Annotated in this window: 16 protein-coding genes; 12 read left to right on the top strand and 4 right to left on the bottom strand. The window is 49.5% G+C overall.

Annotation, left to right across the window (positions count from 1 at the left end; translation table 11 throughout):
* Positions 1–65 precede the first annotated feature (65 nt).
* The 6 genes from QW71_RS08355 to QW71_RS08380 all read left to right on the top strand — a co-directional run bounded on the left by QW71_RS08355 (position 66) and on the right by QW71_RS08380 (position 4,333).
* On the top strand, positions 66–488 hold the full coding sequence (locus tag QW71_RS08355) for a VOC family protein (protein WP_039296049.1): 423 nt from the start codon (positions 66–68) through the stop codon (positions 486–488).
* Positions 489–665: 177 nt separating this feature from the next.
* Positions 666–1,055 (top strand): hypothetical protein, encoded by a 390-nt coding sequence (locus QW71_RS08360; protein ID WP_039296051.1) that lies wholly within the window; start codon positions 666–668, stop codon positions 1,053–1,055.
* 100 nt (positions 1,056–1,155) lie between these two features.
* Positions 1,156–2,091 carry a LytTR family transcriptional regulator DNA-binding domain-containing protein gene (locus QW71_RS08365; RefSeq protein WP_039296053.1) on the top strand — a complete coding sequence of 312 codons (936 nt, stop codon included), beginning with the start codon at positions 1,156–1,158 and terminating at the stop codon, positions 2,089–2,091.
* Positions 2,092–2,195: 104 nt separating this feature from the next.
* On the top strand, positions 2,196–3,041 hold the full coding sequence (locus QW71_RS08370) for an ABC transporter ATP-binding protein (protein WP_039296236.1): 846 nt from the start codon (positions 2,196–2,198) through the stop codon (positions 3,039–3,041).
* A complete protein-coding gene (locus QW71_RS08375) occupies positions 3,038–3,748 on the top strand; it encodes an ABC transporter permease (RefSeq protein ID WP_039296055.1) in 711 nt (236 codons plus the stop codon). Before QW71_RS08370 ends, QW71_RS08375 begins: the two co-directional genes overlap by 4 nt.
* Positions 3,749–3,952: 204 nt before the next feature.
* Complete coding sequence (locus QW71_RS08380; protein WP_039296057.1) at positions 3,953–4,333, top strand: hypothetical protein; 381 nt, start codon at positions 3,953–3,955, stop codon at positions 4,331–4,333.
* A gap of 94 nt (positions 4,334–4,427) precedes the next feature.
* On the opposite strand, the gene QW71_RS08385 is transcribed toward QW71_RS08380, so the two are convergent.
* Complete coding sequence (locus tag QW71_RS08385) at positions 4,428–4,973, bottom strand: MerR family transcriptional regulator (RefSeq protein ID WP_039296059.1); 546 nt, start codon at positions 4,971–4,973, stop codon at positions 4,428–4,430.
* 277 nt (positions 4,974–5,250) lie between these two features.
* Between QW71_RS08385 and QW71_RS08390 the strand changes: the two genes are divergently transcribed.
* The 3 genes from QW71_RS08390 to QW71_RS08400 all read left to right on the top strand — a co-directional run bounded on the left by QW71_RS08390 (position 5,251) and on the right by QW71_RS08400 (position 10,538).
* On the top strand, positions 5,251–8,859 hold the full coding sequence (locus QW71_RS08390; protein ID WP_063776436.1) for a family 16 glycoside hydrolase: 3,609 nt from the start codon (positions 5,251–5,253) through the stop codon (positions 8,857–8,859).
* Between the two features lie 180 nt (positions 8,860–9,039).
* On the top strand, positions 9,040–9,597 hold the full coding sequence (locus QW71_RS08395) for an RNA polymerase sigma factor (protein WP_039296061.1): 558 nt from the start codon (positions 9,040–9,042) through the stop codon (positions 9,595–9,597).
* The gene (locus QW71_RS08400) at positions 9,594–10,538 is read left to right on the top strand and encodes a hypothetical protein (protein ID WP_039296062.1); all 945 of its coding nucleotides are present in this window, start codon (positions 9,594–9,596) and stop codon (positions 10,536–10,538) included. Before QW71_RS08395 ends, QW71_RS08400 begins: the two co-directional genes overlap by 4 nt.
* Before the next feature lie 63 nt (positions 10,539–10,601).
* On the opposite strand, the gene QW71_RS08405 is transcribed toward QW71_RS08400, so the two are convergent.
* A complete protein-coding gene (locus QW71_RS08405) occupies positions 10,602–11,756 on the bottom strand; it encodes an MFS transporter (protein ID WP_083442473.1) in 1,155 nt (384 codons plus the stop codon).
* 230 nt (positions 11,757–11,986) lie between these two features.
* Between QW71_RS08405 and QW71_RS08410 the strand changes: the two genes are divergently transcribed.
* Both QW71_RS08410 and QW71_RS37830 read left to right on the top strand, forming a co-directional pair.
* A complete protein-coding gene (locus QW71_RS08410) occupies positions 11,987–12,568 on the top strand; it encodes a TetR/AcrR family transcriptional regulator (RefSeq protein WP_039296067.1) in 582 nt (193 codons plus the stop codon).
* A gap of 41 nt (positions 12,569–12,609) precedes the next feature.
* A complete protein-coding gene (locus QW71_RS37830) occupies positions 12,610–13,617 on the top strand; it encodes a phosphotransferase (protein WP_052769930.1) in 1,008 nt (335 codons plus the stop codon).
* A 25-nt stretch (positions 13,618–13,642) separates the two neighbouring features.
* Here QW71_RS37830 and QW71_RS08420 read toward each other — a convergent pair whose 3' ends face one another.
* On the bottom strand, positions 13,643–13,882 hold the full coding sequence (locus tag QW71_RS08420) for a hypothetical protein (RefSeq protein WP_039296070.1): 240 nt from the start codon (positions 13,880–13,882) through the stop codon (positions 13,643–13,645).
* 310 nt (positions 13,883–14,192) lie between these two features.
* Positions 14,193–14,846: a hypothetical protein gene (locus tag QW71_RS08425; RefSeq protein ID WP_039296074.1), complete on the bottom strand. Its 654-nt coding sequence runs from the start codon at positions 14,844–14,846 to the stop codon at positions 14,193–14,195.
* 220 nt (positions 14,847–15,066) lie between these two features.
* Here QW71_RS08425 and QW71_RS37835 point away from each other — a divergent pair, with 220 nt between their 5' ends.
* Entirely contained in the window at positions 15,067–18,615 is a 3,549-nt protein-coding gene (locus QW71_RS37835) for a DUF3289 family protein (RefSeq protein WP_052769931.1), read from the top strand.
* The last annotated feature ends 28 nt before the right edge of the window (positions 18,616–18,643 follow it).

Here is an 18,643-nt window from a genome sequence, read left to right on the forward strand (position 1 = left end):
CCGGATCGTCTATACTAATGAATCACAAATGCGGGTTCAATCCAAACTCAAGGAGGAACAATCTTATGACGGTAAAACTTACCCCTTACATTACTTTGGAGGGCCGGGTAAAGGAAGCCATTCAGTTCTATGAACAAGCCATCGGCGCACAAACCCTCTCTATGATGACTTACGGTGACATGCCGGAGATGCCGGGCACATTCACGGACGATCTGAGGAGTCTTGTAGCACACGCCAAGCTAAAGGTTGGAGGTACGGAGCTTATGTTATCCGATGCTCCAGGCGGTTCGCCTGCTGGAAACGGGAAACGGGTTACTATCTGCATTACAACGAATGATGTAGAAGAATCCAAGCGGATCTATGAAGCCTTGCGGCAGGAGGGTCAGGTCAATATGCCGTTTAAAGAAGAACCCTTCAGCCCCGGGTTTGGTGATGTAACGGACAAATTCGGCGTGACCTTTCAAATATATACGGAGCTTGAAGACTAATTTACGGATAATGAGCTGCACCCGATGAGGGTGCGGCTCTTTTTTGATAGTTGTGGGGTTATTTTGTGTGAAGTCTGAATTTACGTCAGGCGCATGTACACTGGGCATCCGCCCAAGCGCCTTCTCCGCGAATGCATATGATGATTATGCCTACTCACTTGAAAGGAGCGATCATATATGGGATTTTTTCCAACACCGGGAACCGGCGGCGGATTTCCGGGGATTCCGGGAGGACCAGGAGGACCTGGGTTTCCAGGTGGAGGTCCCGGCGGATTTCCGGGGACTCCGGGACCTCCGGGAGGCGGACCGGGAGGCGTTCAGGCGCCGACGTCCCCTCCGCCGCAATTCGTGCCGCAAATGCCGATTACCACATTCGCCATCGACCCCGGAGGAATTAGACGCTGCCTGTTCCGCAACACATACATTTGGCTGAACAATGGCGAGCAATTCTGGTTCTTCCCGATATTCGTCGGGCGCAGTTCAATTGCAGGGTTCCGATGGACCGGTTTCTTCTGGACGTATTTCGGCATTGATCTGAACCGGGTCAGCTCGTTCACCTGCTTCTGAGGCAGACCGCGGAAGAGAACAGCATAAGGGCTGTTCTCTTTGTTGCGGTACTTATATAATTGGCATATATATCTATAGCAGCAATGACCAGGAGGACGGTATGCAATTTCAACCCATGTATGAGGACGGGGAATTATTCCTGCCGAAGATCGAATTCAATATGACACCGGGCCAGCCGGTTGGCATTATAACGGACTTGAAGCGGAAGCAGCTTGTAATGAATCAATTAGCGGATCATGCCCATTATTATTTATATCGGGCCGGGCAACACGAGTATATGCGTTTAACAGTGGAGGAGCTAATCACATTTTTAATTCATGTGTCGGAGAGGAAGGAGCATACCGCTTCGCTCATGGAGTATTTTGCATTAAAAGAAGAACGGAAGGTAAAAATCAAGGATCTCAGCTCGTCCAAAAGGATGTATGTAACCTTGCTGCGTGTCTTTTTTGCGTATCAGCCTGCACTTGTTCTGGAGGAGCCCTACTTTTACCTGGAAGAACAGGACCGCCGTCAATTGAAACGGATTCTGGATGACTTGTCGGGAGAAAAGCAGCTTTTAATTCTAACTTCGAATTTAGAGGATGCCCTGATTTCCTGTGATGTCATTTACCGGTTGAACGAGTCCGGATTCCATCCGCTCGATATCCGGGACTCCGAAGAGGACAAGCAGGACGTACATAAACAGGAGGAGCCCAATATCACCTTGCAGAAGATCTCTACCAAACGAAATGACAAGGTGATTTTATTTAATCCGCCTGAAATCGATTTTATAGAAAGTGTAGAGGGTTCGATTCTTGTTCACGTGGGCGGGGAGAATTATGACTGTGCGCTGACGCTGACCGAGCTGGAGCAGAGGTTATTGAATTTCGGGTTCTTCAGGTGTCACCGCTCCTACATCGTTAATCTGCAGAAAGTAAGAGAGATTATTACCTGGACGAAGAATAGCTACAGCCTGCGGTTAAACACAAGCCAGGATGCCGTGGTTCCGTTATCCCGTTCCAAATTGCAGGAATTAAAGGCACTTCTGGGCATTTAATGGGTACCATTCAGCCGGTTACAGCTACATTTCGGCGGGTTTTGATGGCAGGAAGCGGGTATTCCTTATATATTTATGCCATCAACGCTAAGGATGTGGAGTTAATGGAGGTTATCCAGGTAGAACGTGTCCGCAAGAGCTTTGGACAGAAGGACGCGTTAGCAGATGTGTCTTTTTCCATTCCTAAGGGGGAAATTTTTGGGTTCCTCGGTCCGAGTGGCGCAGGCAAAACGACATTAATCAAGATTCTTACGGCGCAGCTAAATCCGACTAGCGGACAGGCAAGTGTATTTAACCAGCCGGCGGAGAAGATGCAGCAGTCTGCCCAGAAGATGCGCTTTGGCATTCTGACGGATAACAGCGGCCTCTATGAGCGGTTATCGGTTGAGGAGAATCTGGAGCTGTACCGTAAGTTATATGATCTTCCCAAAGCTGCGGTCGATAAGGTGCTGCAGTTTGTGAACTTAAGCGGGGAGCGCAAAAAGAAAGTCAATCTCTTATCGAAGGGGATGCGTCAGCGTGTTATGCTGGCCTGCGCGATTATCCATGAGCCGGAATTATTATTCTTAGATGAGCCTACCTCGGCTTTGGACCCGGTGAACTCCGCACATATTTATAAAGGCTTGCGTTACCTGAATGAGAAAGGGACAACGATTTTTCTGACTACGCATGATATGGCGGAAGCAGAATTGATGTGCAACCGTGTAGCCATTCTGTATCAGGGACAAATTCAGGCCATTGGCTCACCGAAGGAGCTTAAACGGCAGCACCGGAAGAATGCAGTTAGTGTTGACTTAACCAATGGGGAAGCCTATGAGCTTCCAATCGGTGAGGAGACGGCGGATCAAATCGCGGATTGGATGAAGCGGGGGCTCATTGACCGGATCGAGACGAAAGAGCCCAGCCTCGGTGATATTTTTATTAAAATGACAGGAAGTGAGCTGCTATGAGTATCTCATTGAAACGTGCCCGGGCGATATTTGTGAAGGATTACAAAGAGTTCTCGCGCAATTATGCGGTCTCCATTATGCTGATTTTTCCTATTATTATCGCTCTGTTTTTCAGGGGTGCAGGGGCGTCTTTGCCCGGAGCCAGCGGTTTTCTTTTTAATAGTTCGTTTGTGCTGCTAACCTGTTTCGCACAAGCCTGCCTGATTGCAGAAGAGAAGGAGCGTAACACTTTACGGTCATTAATGATGACTCCGGCTACGACCCTGGATGTACTCATCGGTAAAAGCAGTTTAGTCTTTGTCATGTCTGCTGTTGTTCTCGCTATTTCCACATTATTATTCGGCTATGAGCCAGCTAATATTTGGACGTTTGTGGCCGCAATCTTCCTGTCGATTATTCTGTACACAGCAGCCGGGACGATCTGCGGGTTATTCTCCAAGACGTTGCTTGAAGCCTCATTATCTATACTCCCTGTGGCGTTTATATTTATGGGTGCCCCGTGGGGCGCAGTACTAGTGAAGGATTATCCGGTCTTCAAAGTGCTGGATTACATGCCAAGCAGCCAGCTTGTGCATTTGCTGGGTCTAAGCGATACAGGATATACGACGGGCGATGTCTTGAAACCCCTTCTCATTATTTTGGCATGGACGGTTGTATTGACGATTGTGTCGGTTGTTCTGTATATGCGGCGGCTGAAGGACGAGTAGGGGACTGGACGGGAGGGACTTTAGCCAGCCTCCGGTGGGTCTTTGGTAGGGCCGAAACAAGCGGCCGGCTGAGACTATAAGACGATTATTGTCCAATCGCAGCTCTGATGTTGTCATAACGGGGCCTGCGGGGTAATAAAGATGATTAGAACTTACGAATTTGGCTGAATTTGGAGCGGGAGCCAAGGAAACGGAGGAAAGATCATGGCGGCACAGACAGTATCAGGCATCAGCTCCGTACAGCCCATAGCGGCCTATGGCGGTACACAGAGTGATGTCAGTTCCCTGGAGAAACAGCGCAATCAGCTGATGATGGAACTGGATAAAGTGAATGCGGCACAGGGAAGTCAGATGCAGACTCCGTACCGGCGGGAGCAGCTGCAGCGGCAAATCCGGCTGCTGGAGTCCCAGCTCGTACTGAAGAGCGGAAGCAGCACCCCTGCCAATTTCGTACCGGCATCTCCGCTTCAGGATCACCTCCCCCTTTGGCGAAATGAAGGAACGGGAGGCTTCAAGGGTATCGGTCTCACCGATCCCCGGACGGCGACGGTAGACTCGGAAGGGCATTTCAACGCATTAATTTAAGTTAGAGAGTGAAGGTGCGGCGAGCGTCTGGTGATGAACCGGGCTTGTCGCACCTTTTTTGTGTGAAGAGGCGGCAGAGTAGCGTTTGATAGGGCTATAGGAATGGGAAAAAAGAGCGCAATAGACCGCGCTTCCTTGGCGGAGACGTCAGCCTGCCAGCGGCAACCGGATGAAGCTCTTCATACGTGGTGAGGGATTTACTGCCGGGCTTCTGCATCGTTTCCAGCGTTGCGGATAATTGCTTAATCATTACACGCATATCCTCAAGTTCAGCACGCTGCTGGAGCAACTGAATCGAAACTACCTCGTTTGCTTTCTGATCCAGTGCGTGTTCAATATACCCGATCCGGGACCATATTTTATTCATAGGGTCACCGTCTGTATCTGGGCTTAGATTCTCTTGCAGCGGGCTCGCTGGCAGGTTGCCATTCGTGAGATACAGATCTATGCCTTCCAGTGCTTCGCCCTGATTAATGCGGTCTTTAATATGATTGAGCTGGCTGATTTGCCGCTCCGAGAAGGTATAATGTCCAAGACGGTCCTTTGGAAAGAAATCAGGGAACATGGCCGCCCAGCGTTTGATCGTAGTCTGGCTAACGGACAGCAGCTCCGCAGCTTCCTTGGTTTTCAGAATTTCCATTTCAATCCCTCCAGTTTAGTAGTCCTTCTATGAGTAATTCGTTGTTCTTTGGCGGCTCCCTGCACAGGTGACAAAGGAAGTGCTGATTCGCTAAGCAAAGTGTTATTACGACTTTTCCTGCTCTACAGAGAGCAGTGTATTTCATACAGCACAGTATAATTGTATCCCTGGAGAGTGGGCCTGCCACGCTCCTTTCTTCATGGACCAGGATTATAGTAAGGAATAACTCCGTATGTGAGGTTGTGAAGGAGCCAATATGGATCTAGAGGAGGTATTTATGCTTACGAGAAAAGTAATAAGTCTTCTACTAGCGCTTGCAGTCACATTCACAGGTTTCATCCCGCAGACAGCCGGTGCGGCCGAAAGCCCTGCCAACTACGGGGTGTCTTCAGCGGATACCGCAGAGGCGGCTGATCCTGCATCTATGCCGCAGGCAGCGGCCGGACCCGCGGTCATACAGAACTACCCGATGCCCTCGATCTATACCGCATCCAGCGCCTTTTCACTGAAAGTCAATAATGAAGCGGTTCCCGTCATTAACTATCAGTCTGAATACGATTACGCCGAGTTCTCGTTTGACGGAACAGTCAGTATTGAAGTTACGATGCTGGGCAATAAGCCGATTGAATCGTATTCGATCAGCCCGCTGGCCAAGAACATCCAGGGGACCGTCAACGGGAGTAAGAACAAGCTGACCTTTACCCTGTCTGCCTCGACCTATGTCATTGTAGATATCAATGAAGACCCTAATGAAAATTACGATGAAACCGACCGGACGAAGCATCGGAAAAGACTCGTCATCGCTGCCGATCCGCTGGAGACGAATATTCCCGCGTCCTCCGGTCCGGGAATCTACAATGTAACTGCTGCACCGTACAATGCAGACAAAACGGGGGCAACGATAACCTCGAATGCGATCCAGCGGGCGATTGACGACGCCAATCAAGCCGGGGGCGGTACGGTGTATATTCCGGCGGGCGTGTATAAGAGCAGCAATCTGACCCTGAAAAGCAATGTTACCTTCTACCTGGCTGGCGGAGCTGTCATTGTCGGCACGGGCAGGGGCGAGGATTACCGGAATGACTTCCGCAAGGATACGATCTCCGATGGAACGTATTTCATCACCACGGCGGTGAATTCCAGCAATATTACGATGCGCGGACGCGGCACCATTGACGGGAAAGGGATCGAGATGCGCAATCGCAAGATGGTGAATCCGCCGAGGAAGGAGGGCTTGCCGGAGGAGCGGCAGCACAAGAACGGTGAAGTGTTCATCAATAATCTGCTGGTACCGATGCAGACCAGCAACTTCACCTTCGACGGATTAATTCTGCGCGATGGCGGCTTCTGGGCGTTCATGGTCGTTCGCTCGGACCATGTGAAGATCACCAACTACAAGGGATTCCAGAGCGTGTATGGCCATATTGAGGAAGATGCTATGGATATCAATGAAAGTCAGGATGTGCTGGTGAAGCATGCCATTGCCATCTCCAACGACGATACGTATTCCACCAAAACCTGGCCGCAGAAAGGAATGTCCAAGGATTGGCCGGGAGCGATTGAGCAACTGGAAAGGGTGACCTTTGACGACAGTCTGGCCTGGACCCGCGCTGCGGCATTCAAGATCGGCATGGGCGTATGTACACCGCAGATCGGTGTAACCTTCCGTAATTCGTACGTGTATAATAGCGCCCGGGCTTTCTTCGTGGATCATGGCTATTCCCTAAATACACTTCCGGTGGAGGGCTATGCCAAGGATATTACGTATGAGAATATTGATATCGAACGGGTCCGTAGCATGCAATTCGGCAATTTCTGGCTCTATGTCTCCACTGTCACTGCCGGCGATGTGAGCAATGTCTTGTTCAAGAATATTAATGTCCGGGAAACAGGAACGCAGACGTCGTTTTTGCGGGGACAGCCCCTCAAGGGCGGAATGGTGAGCGGGGTGACGTTTACGGATGTCGTGGTCAAAGGCAAGCTGGCGCAGAATATGAGCGACCTGAAGGCAACCATCCGCAATGATTATGTGAGCGGCGTAGTCTTTGCGAACTCTGAGCAGCCGCTGTTTAGCGATAACTTTACAGATGGGGATATTTCGGATTGGACGACCCATTCAGGCACAACCAGCTGGGCGGTGACAGCGGACGGAGGGAATCAGGTTCTGTCTACCAGCAAGACGCAGACGGCGCTCATTACCGCGAATGCCGGTGCTCCCTGGACGGATTACACGTATGAAGCCAGAACACGGTTACCCTTCAATAACACAAGTGAGAACGCAGGCATTGTCTTCCGGGTGAAGGATCAGGAGAATTTCTATATGTACCGGATCGATGCAAGCAAGAGCCAGCTGCAGCTGTACAAAGTTATAGCTGGAACGCTGACACTTGTATCCGAGACTTCTTTTACCCCTGTGAAGAATCAATGGTATACGCTAAAGGTAACGGTGCAGGGGAATACGGTCAAAGGGTATGTGGACGGACAATTAAAGACTACATGGAGTAATCCGAACACTGAACTCACCTCCGGGGGAGTCGGCTTCCGCACCACCTCTGCCGGTATCTGGTTTGACGATGCCAAGGTGACAGAGATTCATAATCCGCCAACCGATATTGCGCTGAGTGCTACCCGTGTTGCGGAGCTTACCACTCCGGGAGGCGTAGTCGGAACCTTCGCTACAACCGATCCTGATTTGGGAGATACCTTTACTTACGCACTTACTCCGGGAGAAGGGGATGCCGATAACAGCAGCTTCTCCATCCCTCCGCTGGGGAACACGCTGATTCTCCGGACCACGCCGGATTATGAAGTCCAGAGCAGCTACAAGATCCGGGTGAAGAGCGTTGACGCAAGCGGACTGTCTGTGGCGAAGAGCTTCACGCTACAGGTTACAGATGTGGATGAAACGCCTATCGATTCTAATCCGAATTCTGTCCGGTTCAGCGACAACTTTGAAGATGGGGATACCGCAGGGTGGACGGCTGCTGCGGGTAACTGGAATGTGGCAACAGACGGTAACACGAAGGTGCTGATCCAGACGAAGGGGAATACTACGGCGCTCAATACAGCCGGGGATTCGTGGAAGGATGTTGCGGTGGAAGCCAAAGTGAAGGTTCCCATCGCGAATGCCAATGCGGGCATTCTCTTCCGGGTGCAGGATGCCAATAACTATTATATGTACCGGATTAATGTGAACGACAAGAAGCTGGAGCTGTTCAAGGCGGTAGACGGAACGCTGACTTCTGTGTCCAGCACGATGTTCGCCGATGCGGCCGCGAATCAGTGGTATACCCTTAAAGCGGTCATCAAAGGAAACCGGATCATAGGGTATGTGGACGGCCAGTTAAAGCTCGAATGGACGAACCCGCTAACGGAATTAACCGCTGGGAGAATCGGCTTCAGAACAACATCCCAGAATGCTGTGTTTGATAATGCCCGCGTTACAGGTATACAGAAGGTGCAATCCGCTGCGAACAAGACGGTGACCCAGGACGTATATACGGCGGTCAGCGCTGAAGGAAATAGCCTTAGTGTCAGTCCAAGCAGTGCAGTGGCGGGGCAGACGATTATTCTGACAGCGGAGGGCTATAATCAGAGCAACATCCCGCCAATCATCGGCGACGAGCGGTATCAACCGTTAGCGTGGAGCTCCACGGAGGCGGGCAAGTCGGGAACGTTTACCGTTACTGATGTGGTATATGAGGCCGAGTACCTTCCCTCTGTGACAGGTGATTTCAAGATAACGGTGACCTATCTGAAGCAGATATGGGACGGAACGTCCTGGACGGATACCGCTATAACGGATGCCCTGACTGTAGACATTACTGTAAGTCTGGCACCTGAAGCCAGTGAGGAGGATGACACGCTTACGCTGAACGCGGAATGATTATCTTTTAATTTGCTCTAAAGAGGCTACAACCTATAGATAACTTCACAATCCTGGACAGTAAGAAGCTTATCACTTCTTATATGCCAGGATTTTTTATGAGAGAATTATAGTATACGTGCAACCCATTCTACGAACTGTCTACTATATAGATAAGAGCTTTTATAAGGAGAATAGCAGATGGAAGATCAGGGAATAGTCCACCTATACTTACAGCGTTCACAGCAGGCCATTGTAGAGACCAAGAATAAATACGGGGCTTACTGCAGAGTGATTGCCAGAAACATCATTTCCAATCTCTCAGATATTGATGAATGTGAGAATGATACATACTTGGCAGCGTGGAATGCAATTCCGCCAACGATGCCCAGGAAGCTATCTGTATTTCTAGGGAGAATTACACGTAATATAGTGCTCGATAGATATAGCTATAATACAGCCAAGAAACGCAACCGTCAGTTTGATGCCATTCTAACCGAACTGGAAGGATGCATAGCTTCCCCGGATACGGTAGAAGGAGAATATGAAGCGGGTGAAACCGCAAGCTTGATCAATGAATTTCTATATGGCATAGAGGAGCAAGCCAGAAATATATTTATTAGGCGGTACTGGTATTCAGATTCTATAGAGGAACTTGCTATGAGATTTCAGATGAGCAGCAGTAAGGTGAAGTCCATTCTTTTCAGGACAAGACATAAGCTCAGAGCTCATTTAGCCAAGGGGGGAGTTCACCTGTGAAAAGAGAAGAGTTATACCGCGAGATCGGACTCATTGATGAAGATTTAATCGAAGCAGCCGGATCGAGCGGAGCGGAGAAAAGGAAAAAAGGCTTTTCTAAAAAGTGGGTGGCTCTGGTTGCCTGTCTTGTACTCTATAGTTCAACCGCTTCCGCTTTATTAGCAACCGAATATTATAAGAATCAGAACGCAGAGCCGTATATCCGTTATCTGAGAGCTGAAGACATGGAGTTACTGCCCGTTCCTAAGTATGATGGGATGAAATTTCTGCAGGCCCTCAAAAGTGACAATGAAGAACATGTATATATTGCTATTAACCGGCTGGTGGAAGGCTTCAATGATCCAAGCTTAAGAGCAAAGGCATTGAATAAACTTCAGCCGTTTGCACGAAATGAGAATCCCAAAATCGCCGATGCGGCTGCTTTTGCTATAGATATTCTGTCCCAAAGTTACCGGAGTCCGTATATTGTTAAACTGGCAGACGGCAGTATGTTATTTACGTTATTTAATAATTATTCGGATTATGGAAGTCAGAATGTCCTATGGAGGATCAAAGACAATAAGCTGGAGGAATATTCAAGCTTCTCTGCACCCTCTATGTATATAACAGATATGATTCCTTCACCCGATAAGAAGTTAGTTGCGGTCGTCACCTGCTCTAATAAAAGTGAATTTGTGCAGATTATTAATGTGGAAGCAGGAAGAACCAGTCCGGAATTAATAGAATCCGCAAGAGTCAAATATGGGGCGGAGCAAGAAATAGACACATGGATCCGCCCGGATTATGAAAATTATAGTGATGCCAGTAACATCGTCTGGAAGGACAATGATACCTTGGAGTTCGAGGGTTCCCTGGCCTATCAGGATACGGAGATTATAGAGAATGTCAGTGTAACTTACCAGTTTAGCAGCAAGGTAATGGAAGTGACCAAACTTAACTAGTCTGCGCAATGCACAGAATATAAGAGAGCCGTGAGCCGCCTGTAAGGGCGGCCTTATATTTATCTATTTAAGGCGGCGGGTTAATGCCCAGAATAGCAGAGCCAGGGCACTGACGATTGCGCCTAACAAGCATACTCCGTTCCAGCCTGAGTGGGCATAGATGCTGGTAGATGCGATTGACCCGGTGGCGCTGCCTATGGAATAGAAAATCATGTAACCGGCAGTAAGCCTGCTGCGTGCCTCCGGGTGCAAATTAAGAATCATGCTCTGGTTGGTGACATGTACAGCTTGTACTGCCAGATCAAGAAGGATAATGCCGGCGATTAATGCGGGAAGTGAATGCTGAGTATAACTTATGGGCAGCCATGACAGAAGCAACAGAATCAATGCCGCGCCAGTAGTTCTCTGCCCTAAACCCCGGTCGGCAAGACGGCCTGCCCGCGCTGCTGCCAATGCTCCAGCCACTCCGGCGAGTCCAAACGCGCCAATCGCAGAATGTGAAAGAGACAGCGGCGGGGCGCTGAGCGGCAGCACCAGGGAAGTCCATAATATACTGAACGCGGTAAAAATCAGCAGAGCCAGTACAGCGCGGATGCGCAGAATTCGCTCCTGTGCGAATAACGTGAACAGCGAACGCAGCAGCTGCAGGTAGGATAAGGATTCTCTTGAGGGCTCATCCTTGGGCAGCACCCGAAACAATACGCCAGCCATGATTAGCGTTAATCCCGCAGAGACCAGGTAGACAGAGCGCCAACCGGCTATATCCGTCAATACACCGGCGAACGTCCGTGCGAGCAGAATTCCAATAACGATTCCGCTGGTTACCACGCCCACGGTACGTCCGCGCTCAGCCGGGTCTGCCAAAGTTGCCGCGAAGGCAACCAGTGTCTGTGTTACTACGGCAAGCAATCCAACCGCAGCTATGCTTATGAATAACACCTTGCTGGTATGGGCTGTACCAACCACAATCAGAGCCAGGACGGATATTAGCATCTGTCCGGCGATCAGCCAGCGCCGGTTCAACAAATCTCCGAGGGGCACCAGCAATATCAGTCCAAACGCGTAACAAACTTGAGTAATGGTAATAACAAGGCCAACGGAGGAATGAGTAATCCCGAATTCGTGTGAAATAGCATCCAGCAGGGGCTGCGCATAATAGATATTGGCGACTGCCAGTCCGCAGGCGATGGCAAATAAGAGTGCAACACTCCGGGACATTGGGGATGCCGGAGCGGATTCGGATGCTATAAGCGGTTGTTCGACTACCTTTTCCAAAGAGACGCCTCCTTAAATGAATGTATAACGGATCGCACAATAATATACTGAACGGTATGAAATATGACCTGATAAATATAACTATAAACAAAGATAACTGTCAATACATTGACATGACAGCCTGTTAAACATAAAATTATAATATACTGAACGATATGAAAAGAGGGGTTATATTGGCCCGGCTACGTGAATTTGATGAAGACAAGGTGTTGGATGCAGCGATGCAGCTATTCTGGGAGAAAGGATTCGAAGCTACCTCTTTGAGCGATTTGACTTCAAGAATGGGCATTCAGCGCCCCAGCCTATACTCCGCCTTTGGAGATAAAAAAGGACTATTTGAAGCTGCGCTTCGCAAATATACGAGTGCTCACGCTGCCTCTATCCGGGGCAAACTCCAGACTAATTCTTCTGTTAAAGAGGCATTCCGCAGTTTTTTTGAGAATCTAGTGGTAAAGGAATATGGGAAAGGCCCGAACTGGGGATGCTTTTGCCTCAACTCGATGGTGGAGCTTGCCCCTCATGATGAGAAATTTGCAATCCTGACCAGAGAACATCAGATGTATCTCTCGGTAATCTTCCAGGAAACGGTTGAACGGGGGTTGCATTCAGGTGAGCTTGATCCCGGCATTAACGCAAAGAGTCTGGCGCAGACACTGGTCATATCATTAATCGGACTGACTGTGTTCATGAAATCCCGGCCCGAGCGGGCCTTTGTTGATAATTCTGTCAGAGAAATATTGACATTGTTGAGATAGAATCATGAATAGGGGAATCTGATTAGAGGGGTTGGCTTAGAATGCTGCTGACGACTGAGGACCAATTAATTGGGGAGATCGCAGGCTGGCTGAAGAAGCATTTTGAGGCTGAGCTGCTGTCTGCCGGGCGTGTGAATCGCGGGCTGATGAACGAGAAGTGGATTATCGGGACGAATAAGGGGCGGCTGTTCGTCAAAAGCTATCACCCCGGGCGGTTCAAGATGGAGGATCCGGAGTTTCGCGGCAAGATTGAGAATGCGCTGCAGCTGCAGCTCCTGTGGTATCAGTCGGGAGGACCGTGTCCTGAGCCGTTAACGCTGGAAGGGCGCTGCATGCACATCCTGCCCTGCGGAAGATACATGACCGTCATGACATGCTGTCCGGGTGCTATGGTGCCTGCCGGTATGATCGGTGAGCAGGCGATGCATTCACTCGGACGGGCTGCCGCGGATATGCATACTGTCTGGGATTCCGCAGCGGCATCAGGATTGGGAGCAGCAGTGCCGGCGGGTGAACCGGCCTGGCAGTTGTCGCGCGAGGAGATGGAGCTCGCCTGGGAGGTAAGCTGGGAGGCAGCCCGCAGCTCGTCCGGGCGTGTCCGGAACGCGCTGCAATTACAGAAGGCGGTTGCTGATTCACTTGGAGATAAGGACTTTACGCCTCTGACAGCTGGCTGGGCCCACCTTGATCTGTGGGCAGACAACCTGCTATTCGAAGGGGACGCGCTGGCAGCCATCGTTGACTTCGACCGGGCACGCTACTCGTTTCCGGCGCTGGACCTCGGGCGGGCAGTCCTTTCCGGCACACTCAGCGGGAGCGGATTCCACAGGGATGCGGTTGCTGCTTTCGCTGAAGGCTACCGTAGTGTACACCCGCTGCCGCCGGGCACTCTTTTGCGGGCAGTCAAGTATGTCTGGTGCATCGAGTCGCTTTGGTGGATCAAGCCGCCGCTCGATTCGTCGAGCAGGGTCCCTGCCCGTTTTGCCGAAGAAATGATTCATACTGCGGAGCATTGGGATCAGCTTGATGCACTTCTTGGGGATATTTAGCTGGATGCAGGTTAACCCGGTAGGATTAACCTACACCGTCACTTTCCAACAAGGAATAGAAATTATCGCGGTCCTCGTCATCAAATTGGCCAAGCGTCCGTACCCGGACAAGCTCGTGACCCCCATACAAATCTAATTCCTCACCAAAATTATTGTAGAGTGCAATCATATGGCCCTCATGATTCAGCTCCATGTATCCGTAACATTCATGCTCAGGCTTTTGACCGTAAAGGACCACAAATCTGATTATATCCACGCTGTTCATGCACAGCACTTCCTTTCTATGGTACATAATTAGGCTTGTAGCAAATTTTACGTGAAGCCGGACGAATAGGAAAAAGCAGTCACGGTCCTCATACCCGCAAATTCATTCATACTTGCTAAGTTTAGGGGGGCATACCCCGCAATGCGGCTCCCACACAAATTATTTCTTGACAGGATGGGATTAGGGGATTAATATATCGTGCCAGTTCACTCTGTTACTCTGCTATGGCTAAACACATAAAAAAGCTTTCCACAATCCCCTTCCGGGCGATTATGAAAAGCTGCTGTGCAAACAGTGTTTATTACGCTCCCTAGAATTTCTCCGGGAACTGCTTGATAATGCCCATTGTCAGAACATCCGCTAAATGAATCATATGGACCTCATTCTTGTCGGTTGCGGCAATATCTGCTGCCCAGTCTCCCTTGAGGCAGCTCAGCACAATGTCTGTAACTAACTGAAGGTGCTCATACAGCATCTCTTGCACCACTTTAAACGGCCAGTTCGGATTCAGTGCGCTCAAAAAAGTTGCAATCTCATCGGCATTCTTATGCCAATCGGCCTGCAGCTTCTTCAGATCAGCCTGATTGCCCGCTTTGGCGGCTGCTACAATCTTGCCTGCAATCCCAATATGCTCTTTCAACAGCTCCGCCAGCTTATTGCCGGCAGCCTCCCCGTAATACGGTTTGAATACATCGCCTATGTCCTGCTGGTTTCTCAGCAGCCGGTTCAGCACATCCTTCTGGTCCGGGTTATTAGAGATGGCACTGACAATATAGCTTCGCGTCCATATGGTATGGTCAATCCATACCTTCTGCATATCGCTTTTCAGCTGAACCATCTTGGGGCTGAAGCAAACCGCTTCTTGCTTGCCGCCAGCCTGTGCCTGTAGGGGTCCTGCTGCTTGCGTCAAGGTGAGCATGAGCACCAATGTTAACGCCAGCAGCCATTTGTTTTTCAAATTCATCTGCTCCTTTATGTGTGCGTATGAAATGGCTTGTATTATTATGGCTGAAGCGGGAGGTTATATGCAGAATAGGACATTGTGGTTTTGTCGTTCTTCTACTTTTCTTCCATTTGTTGTTGCCTAATCCTCTATTTGCAAATATCATAGATTCATAATACTCCATGACATTACATCAGTATTCGAACTATTATTTGTAATCATATGAGGAGGAACGGTAGCGATGTTCAGGAAAAGCATTATGAAACGAAGCTTTGCTCTATTAGTAGCTCTAGTATTGGTATTATCATTCATTCCGCTCAAGCCTGCCCTGGCTCAAGAGAACTCAACGGGCGGCCAGCAAGAAACGGTCTACACGGGAGAGGGTTACGAGGTAATCTACACTATTTCTTCTAAGTGGGAGGGGGCATTCAATGCGGATGTCACCATCAGGAATACGGGCGACCGGACGATTGAGAATTGGACACTGGGCTTTAACCAGCCCTATGAGATCACTAATATCTGGAACGGGATTGTGCAGGCCTATGTGAATGGTGCTTATGTAATCAAGAATGCAGGGAGCAACCAGGACATTCCTGCGGGCAGCAGTGTGAACTTTGGCTTCACGGCGAAGTATGACGGGGAACTGGTCCTTCCGTCAGCGTTTGATATGCAAGGCAGCGAACAGATTGTGCCGGCAGGAGACTATGAAACAAGCTTCACAGTGACGAGTGATTGGGGAAGCGCTTTTAACGGTGAAATTGCCATTAAGAATCTATCGCAGACCACCATTGAGGACTGGAAGCTGAGTTTTGATTATGAGGGGAATCTGGAACGGTTCTGGACGGCCGAAATCACCGGGCATACCGGTAATCATTACGTCATACATAATGCAGGCTACAACGCCAATATTCAGCCGGGGGAGACGCTGACACTCGGGTTCTCCGGGAATCCGGGAAATGTAGTCAATGAACCTGCGGGCTATGAGCTGACGCAGATTGCGGCCCGGCAAGAAGTACCTGAACTGGAGGAAGTCTCCGTGCAGCTGGATACGTACGGTTTAGAACTTCAGAATAGCGCAGACGGTGACTATTACTTCCTGAGAACGAAGCTGGACAAGCTGTCGGGAACACTGGGAGGGACATCGCGCATCAAGACCTTTACCTATCAGACTTCTGATAAAAATAAAACGGTCTTGCAGCAAGGAGCTATTCCTGTAAATGAGGTCTGGTCCGTGGAAGGCATAGGGCTGGGTGTCGGCTATAATCTGCTGAAGCTAAGTGCGCAATTAAGCGATGGTTCTGAGGTTGCCAAAGAGTATATCATTGTGAATTTCGACGAGAATAATCTGGATAACTTAGGGATTGACCGGGAGCAGGACAGCGACGGCGACGGAATTAGCGATTATTACGAAGAACATTATGGCCTTTCCGTTACCAGTAAAGATACTGATGGAGACGGATTAAGCGACCGGGATGAGATTATCGTATTGAAGCTGAATCCGCTGGAACAGGATAGTGATCAGGACGGGATTCTGGATGGTGACGAAGACAGCGATAACGACGGATTAACCAACCTGGAAGAGTTGTCCTATCAGACGAGCCTGATCAGCGCGGATACGGACGGCGATGGTCTTTCGGATGGCGAAGAGGTGCAGAAGTACCAGACGGACCCCCTGAAGACGGACACCGATGGCGACGGGCTGTCGGATGCCTGGGAGGTGAAGATCGGAAGCAATCCGCTCGTAATGGAGGCGAAGTTCTCAAGGACGGTTGTGGTTGAAGCTGCGGATGCCAAGGTAGTTCCCAGCGTTACCGTTGAAGGGGTCAGCGCGGAACAGGTGGGCAGTTTATCTGTAGATCCTGTTCAGGACGGCATTCTTAATGATACAACGATCCCCGGCTATATCGATCAAGGCTACAATTTCTCAATAAACGGAGCCTTTGAGAAGGCGACGATTTCCTTCGAACTTGATGATAGCTTGTTGAATACAGCGAACTTCGTCCCGCGGATCTACTATTTCAATGAAGCAGCTCAGTTATTTGAAGAGCTACCTAATCAGAAGGTTACGGGTAATGTGGTTTCGGTTGAGACTGCACACTTCTCAAAATATATTTTATTAAACAAAACCGTATACGATACTGTATGGCAGTATAAGTTCCTGTATGATGAGGGAGAAGAGCAATATTCGGGGATGGACATTGTCTTCGTCATCGACTCCTCGGGCAGCATGTCGAGCAATGATGGAAGCAATGTGAGAACCAGCGTAACCAGACAGTTCATCAACCTGCTGACAGGAAGTGACCGGGGCGCTATTGTTGATTTTGACGACACCGCCAAGGTATTATCCGCGTTCACCTCTGATAAGGCAGCTTTGAATACAGCCGCAGGGAAGATTGACAGTAACGGCGGAACGAGCCTGACTAGCGGAATTGCAAGTGCGCTTAATTTGTTCACCGCCAGCGGCAGAACAGATGTCCTGAAGTATATTATTATGCTTACAGATGGAGACGGCACTTACAATACATCGCTGACCAAGCAGGCCGCTGATAATCAAATCGTTATTTATACGGTAGGGCTCGGCAGCAGTGTATCGACGAGTGTCCTGACAAACATGGCGCAAGGCACCGGCGGCAGCTACTATCATGCGAGCAACGCCGATCATTTATACGGGATCTTCGATACGATCGCCGAGACCTCGGACTTATACAAAGATACAGACATGGACGGCATTAGTGACTATCACGAGAAAGAAATGCAGGCAGGCCGATTGCGTCTAGGTACAGGCGGTGCGGTGGTTAGAGTGAACTACCTGGATACGGACAGCGATGACGACGGGCTCAAGGATGGTGAAGAGGTCCGCATTCTGAAAGCCGGCGATAAGGTCTATGCCTATATGTATTCTAATCCTAATCTGACAGACACGGACGACGATGGTCTGAACGATGCGGTGGATCCCAGAAGGCTGACTCCAGATGTTAATGAAGCATTGATCCTTCAGTCAGATCACAGAGAGGGAGTACTCAAGGATGCTCCGCGAGGAGATTATACCGTATCGGATGACCTGACGTTCAATGACTACACCTATAGTGAATTATTCAAGCTGGGCCCGGTGTTCTCTGTGGCCAAGATTACGCCGGAAGCCATGATCTGGGGCGAAATGGCATTCCTGTTCTCCGTCGGCAAAAGCGGTGCGAGTGACGATATGAGCTCCGTTCTGAGCGATTTGATCTCAACGTTCAGATACAATAACCGCAGTAATGAAGGTACATCGGTTTCCGACGGTGACACCTTCAACACGGACAAATATATCAAGTATCATAACAGCAAGCTGGATAATGCAGTCATAAGTGACTCCAGCACCCAGAATTATGTACAATTAATCCGTGATTTCGTTGTCCAGGAGCTGCGCAATAGTAATGGTGACCTGTCTAAGCTGGAGTATGACCCAAGTGCGAACAAGGAAGTTGTTTATGATTACGTGGGCGGATTCTCACACAGCCCGTATCCGGTGTTTACGGAGAAGACCAATCTGGCGTTATCTCTGGCGATTCACGCGTTCCATGGCAATAATATTACCATTAAGGATTTCAAGATTGCCGGAGACCAGTTCAGCGGGAAGCTGGTGTTCCATTTCTATGATCATTTCGGCCTGGACGCAGATGATGAGATTAATTGGCCGGGATTTGTCGATTGGTTCACGCTGCAGCACTACGACCGTTTCAACGGCAAATATGTGCCGTTTATTACAACGATTGATTACGAGCTGTATTTCAGCGGTTCTGTTAACTAATTCAAAGCGTCTCATTCTGAAAGGGTCA

Origin of the sequence: Paenibacillus sp. IHB B 3415, assembly GCF_000802655.2 — a bacterium.
Taxonomy (GTDB): domain Bacteria; phylum Bacillota; class Bacilli; order Paenibacillales; family Paenibacillaceae; genus Paenibacillus_AQ; species Paenibacillus_AQ phytohabitans.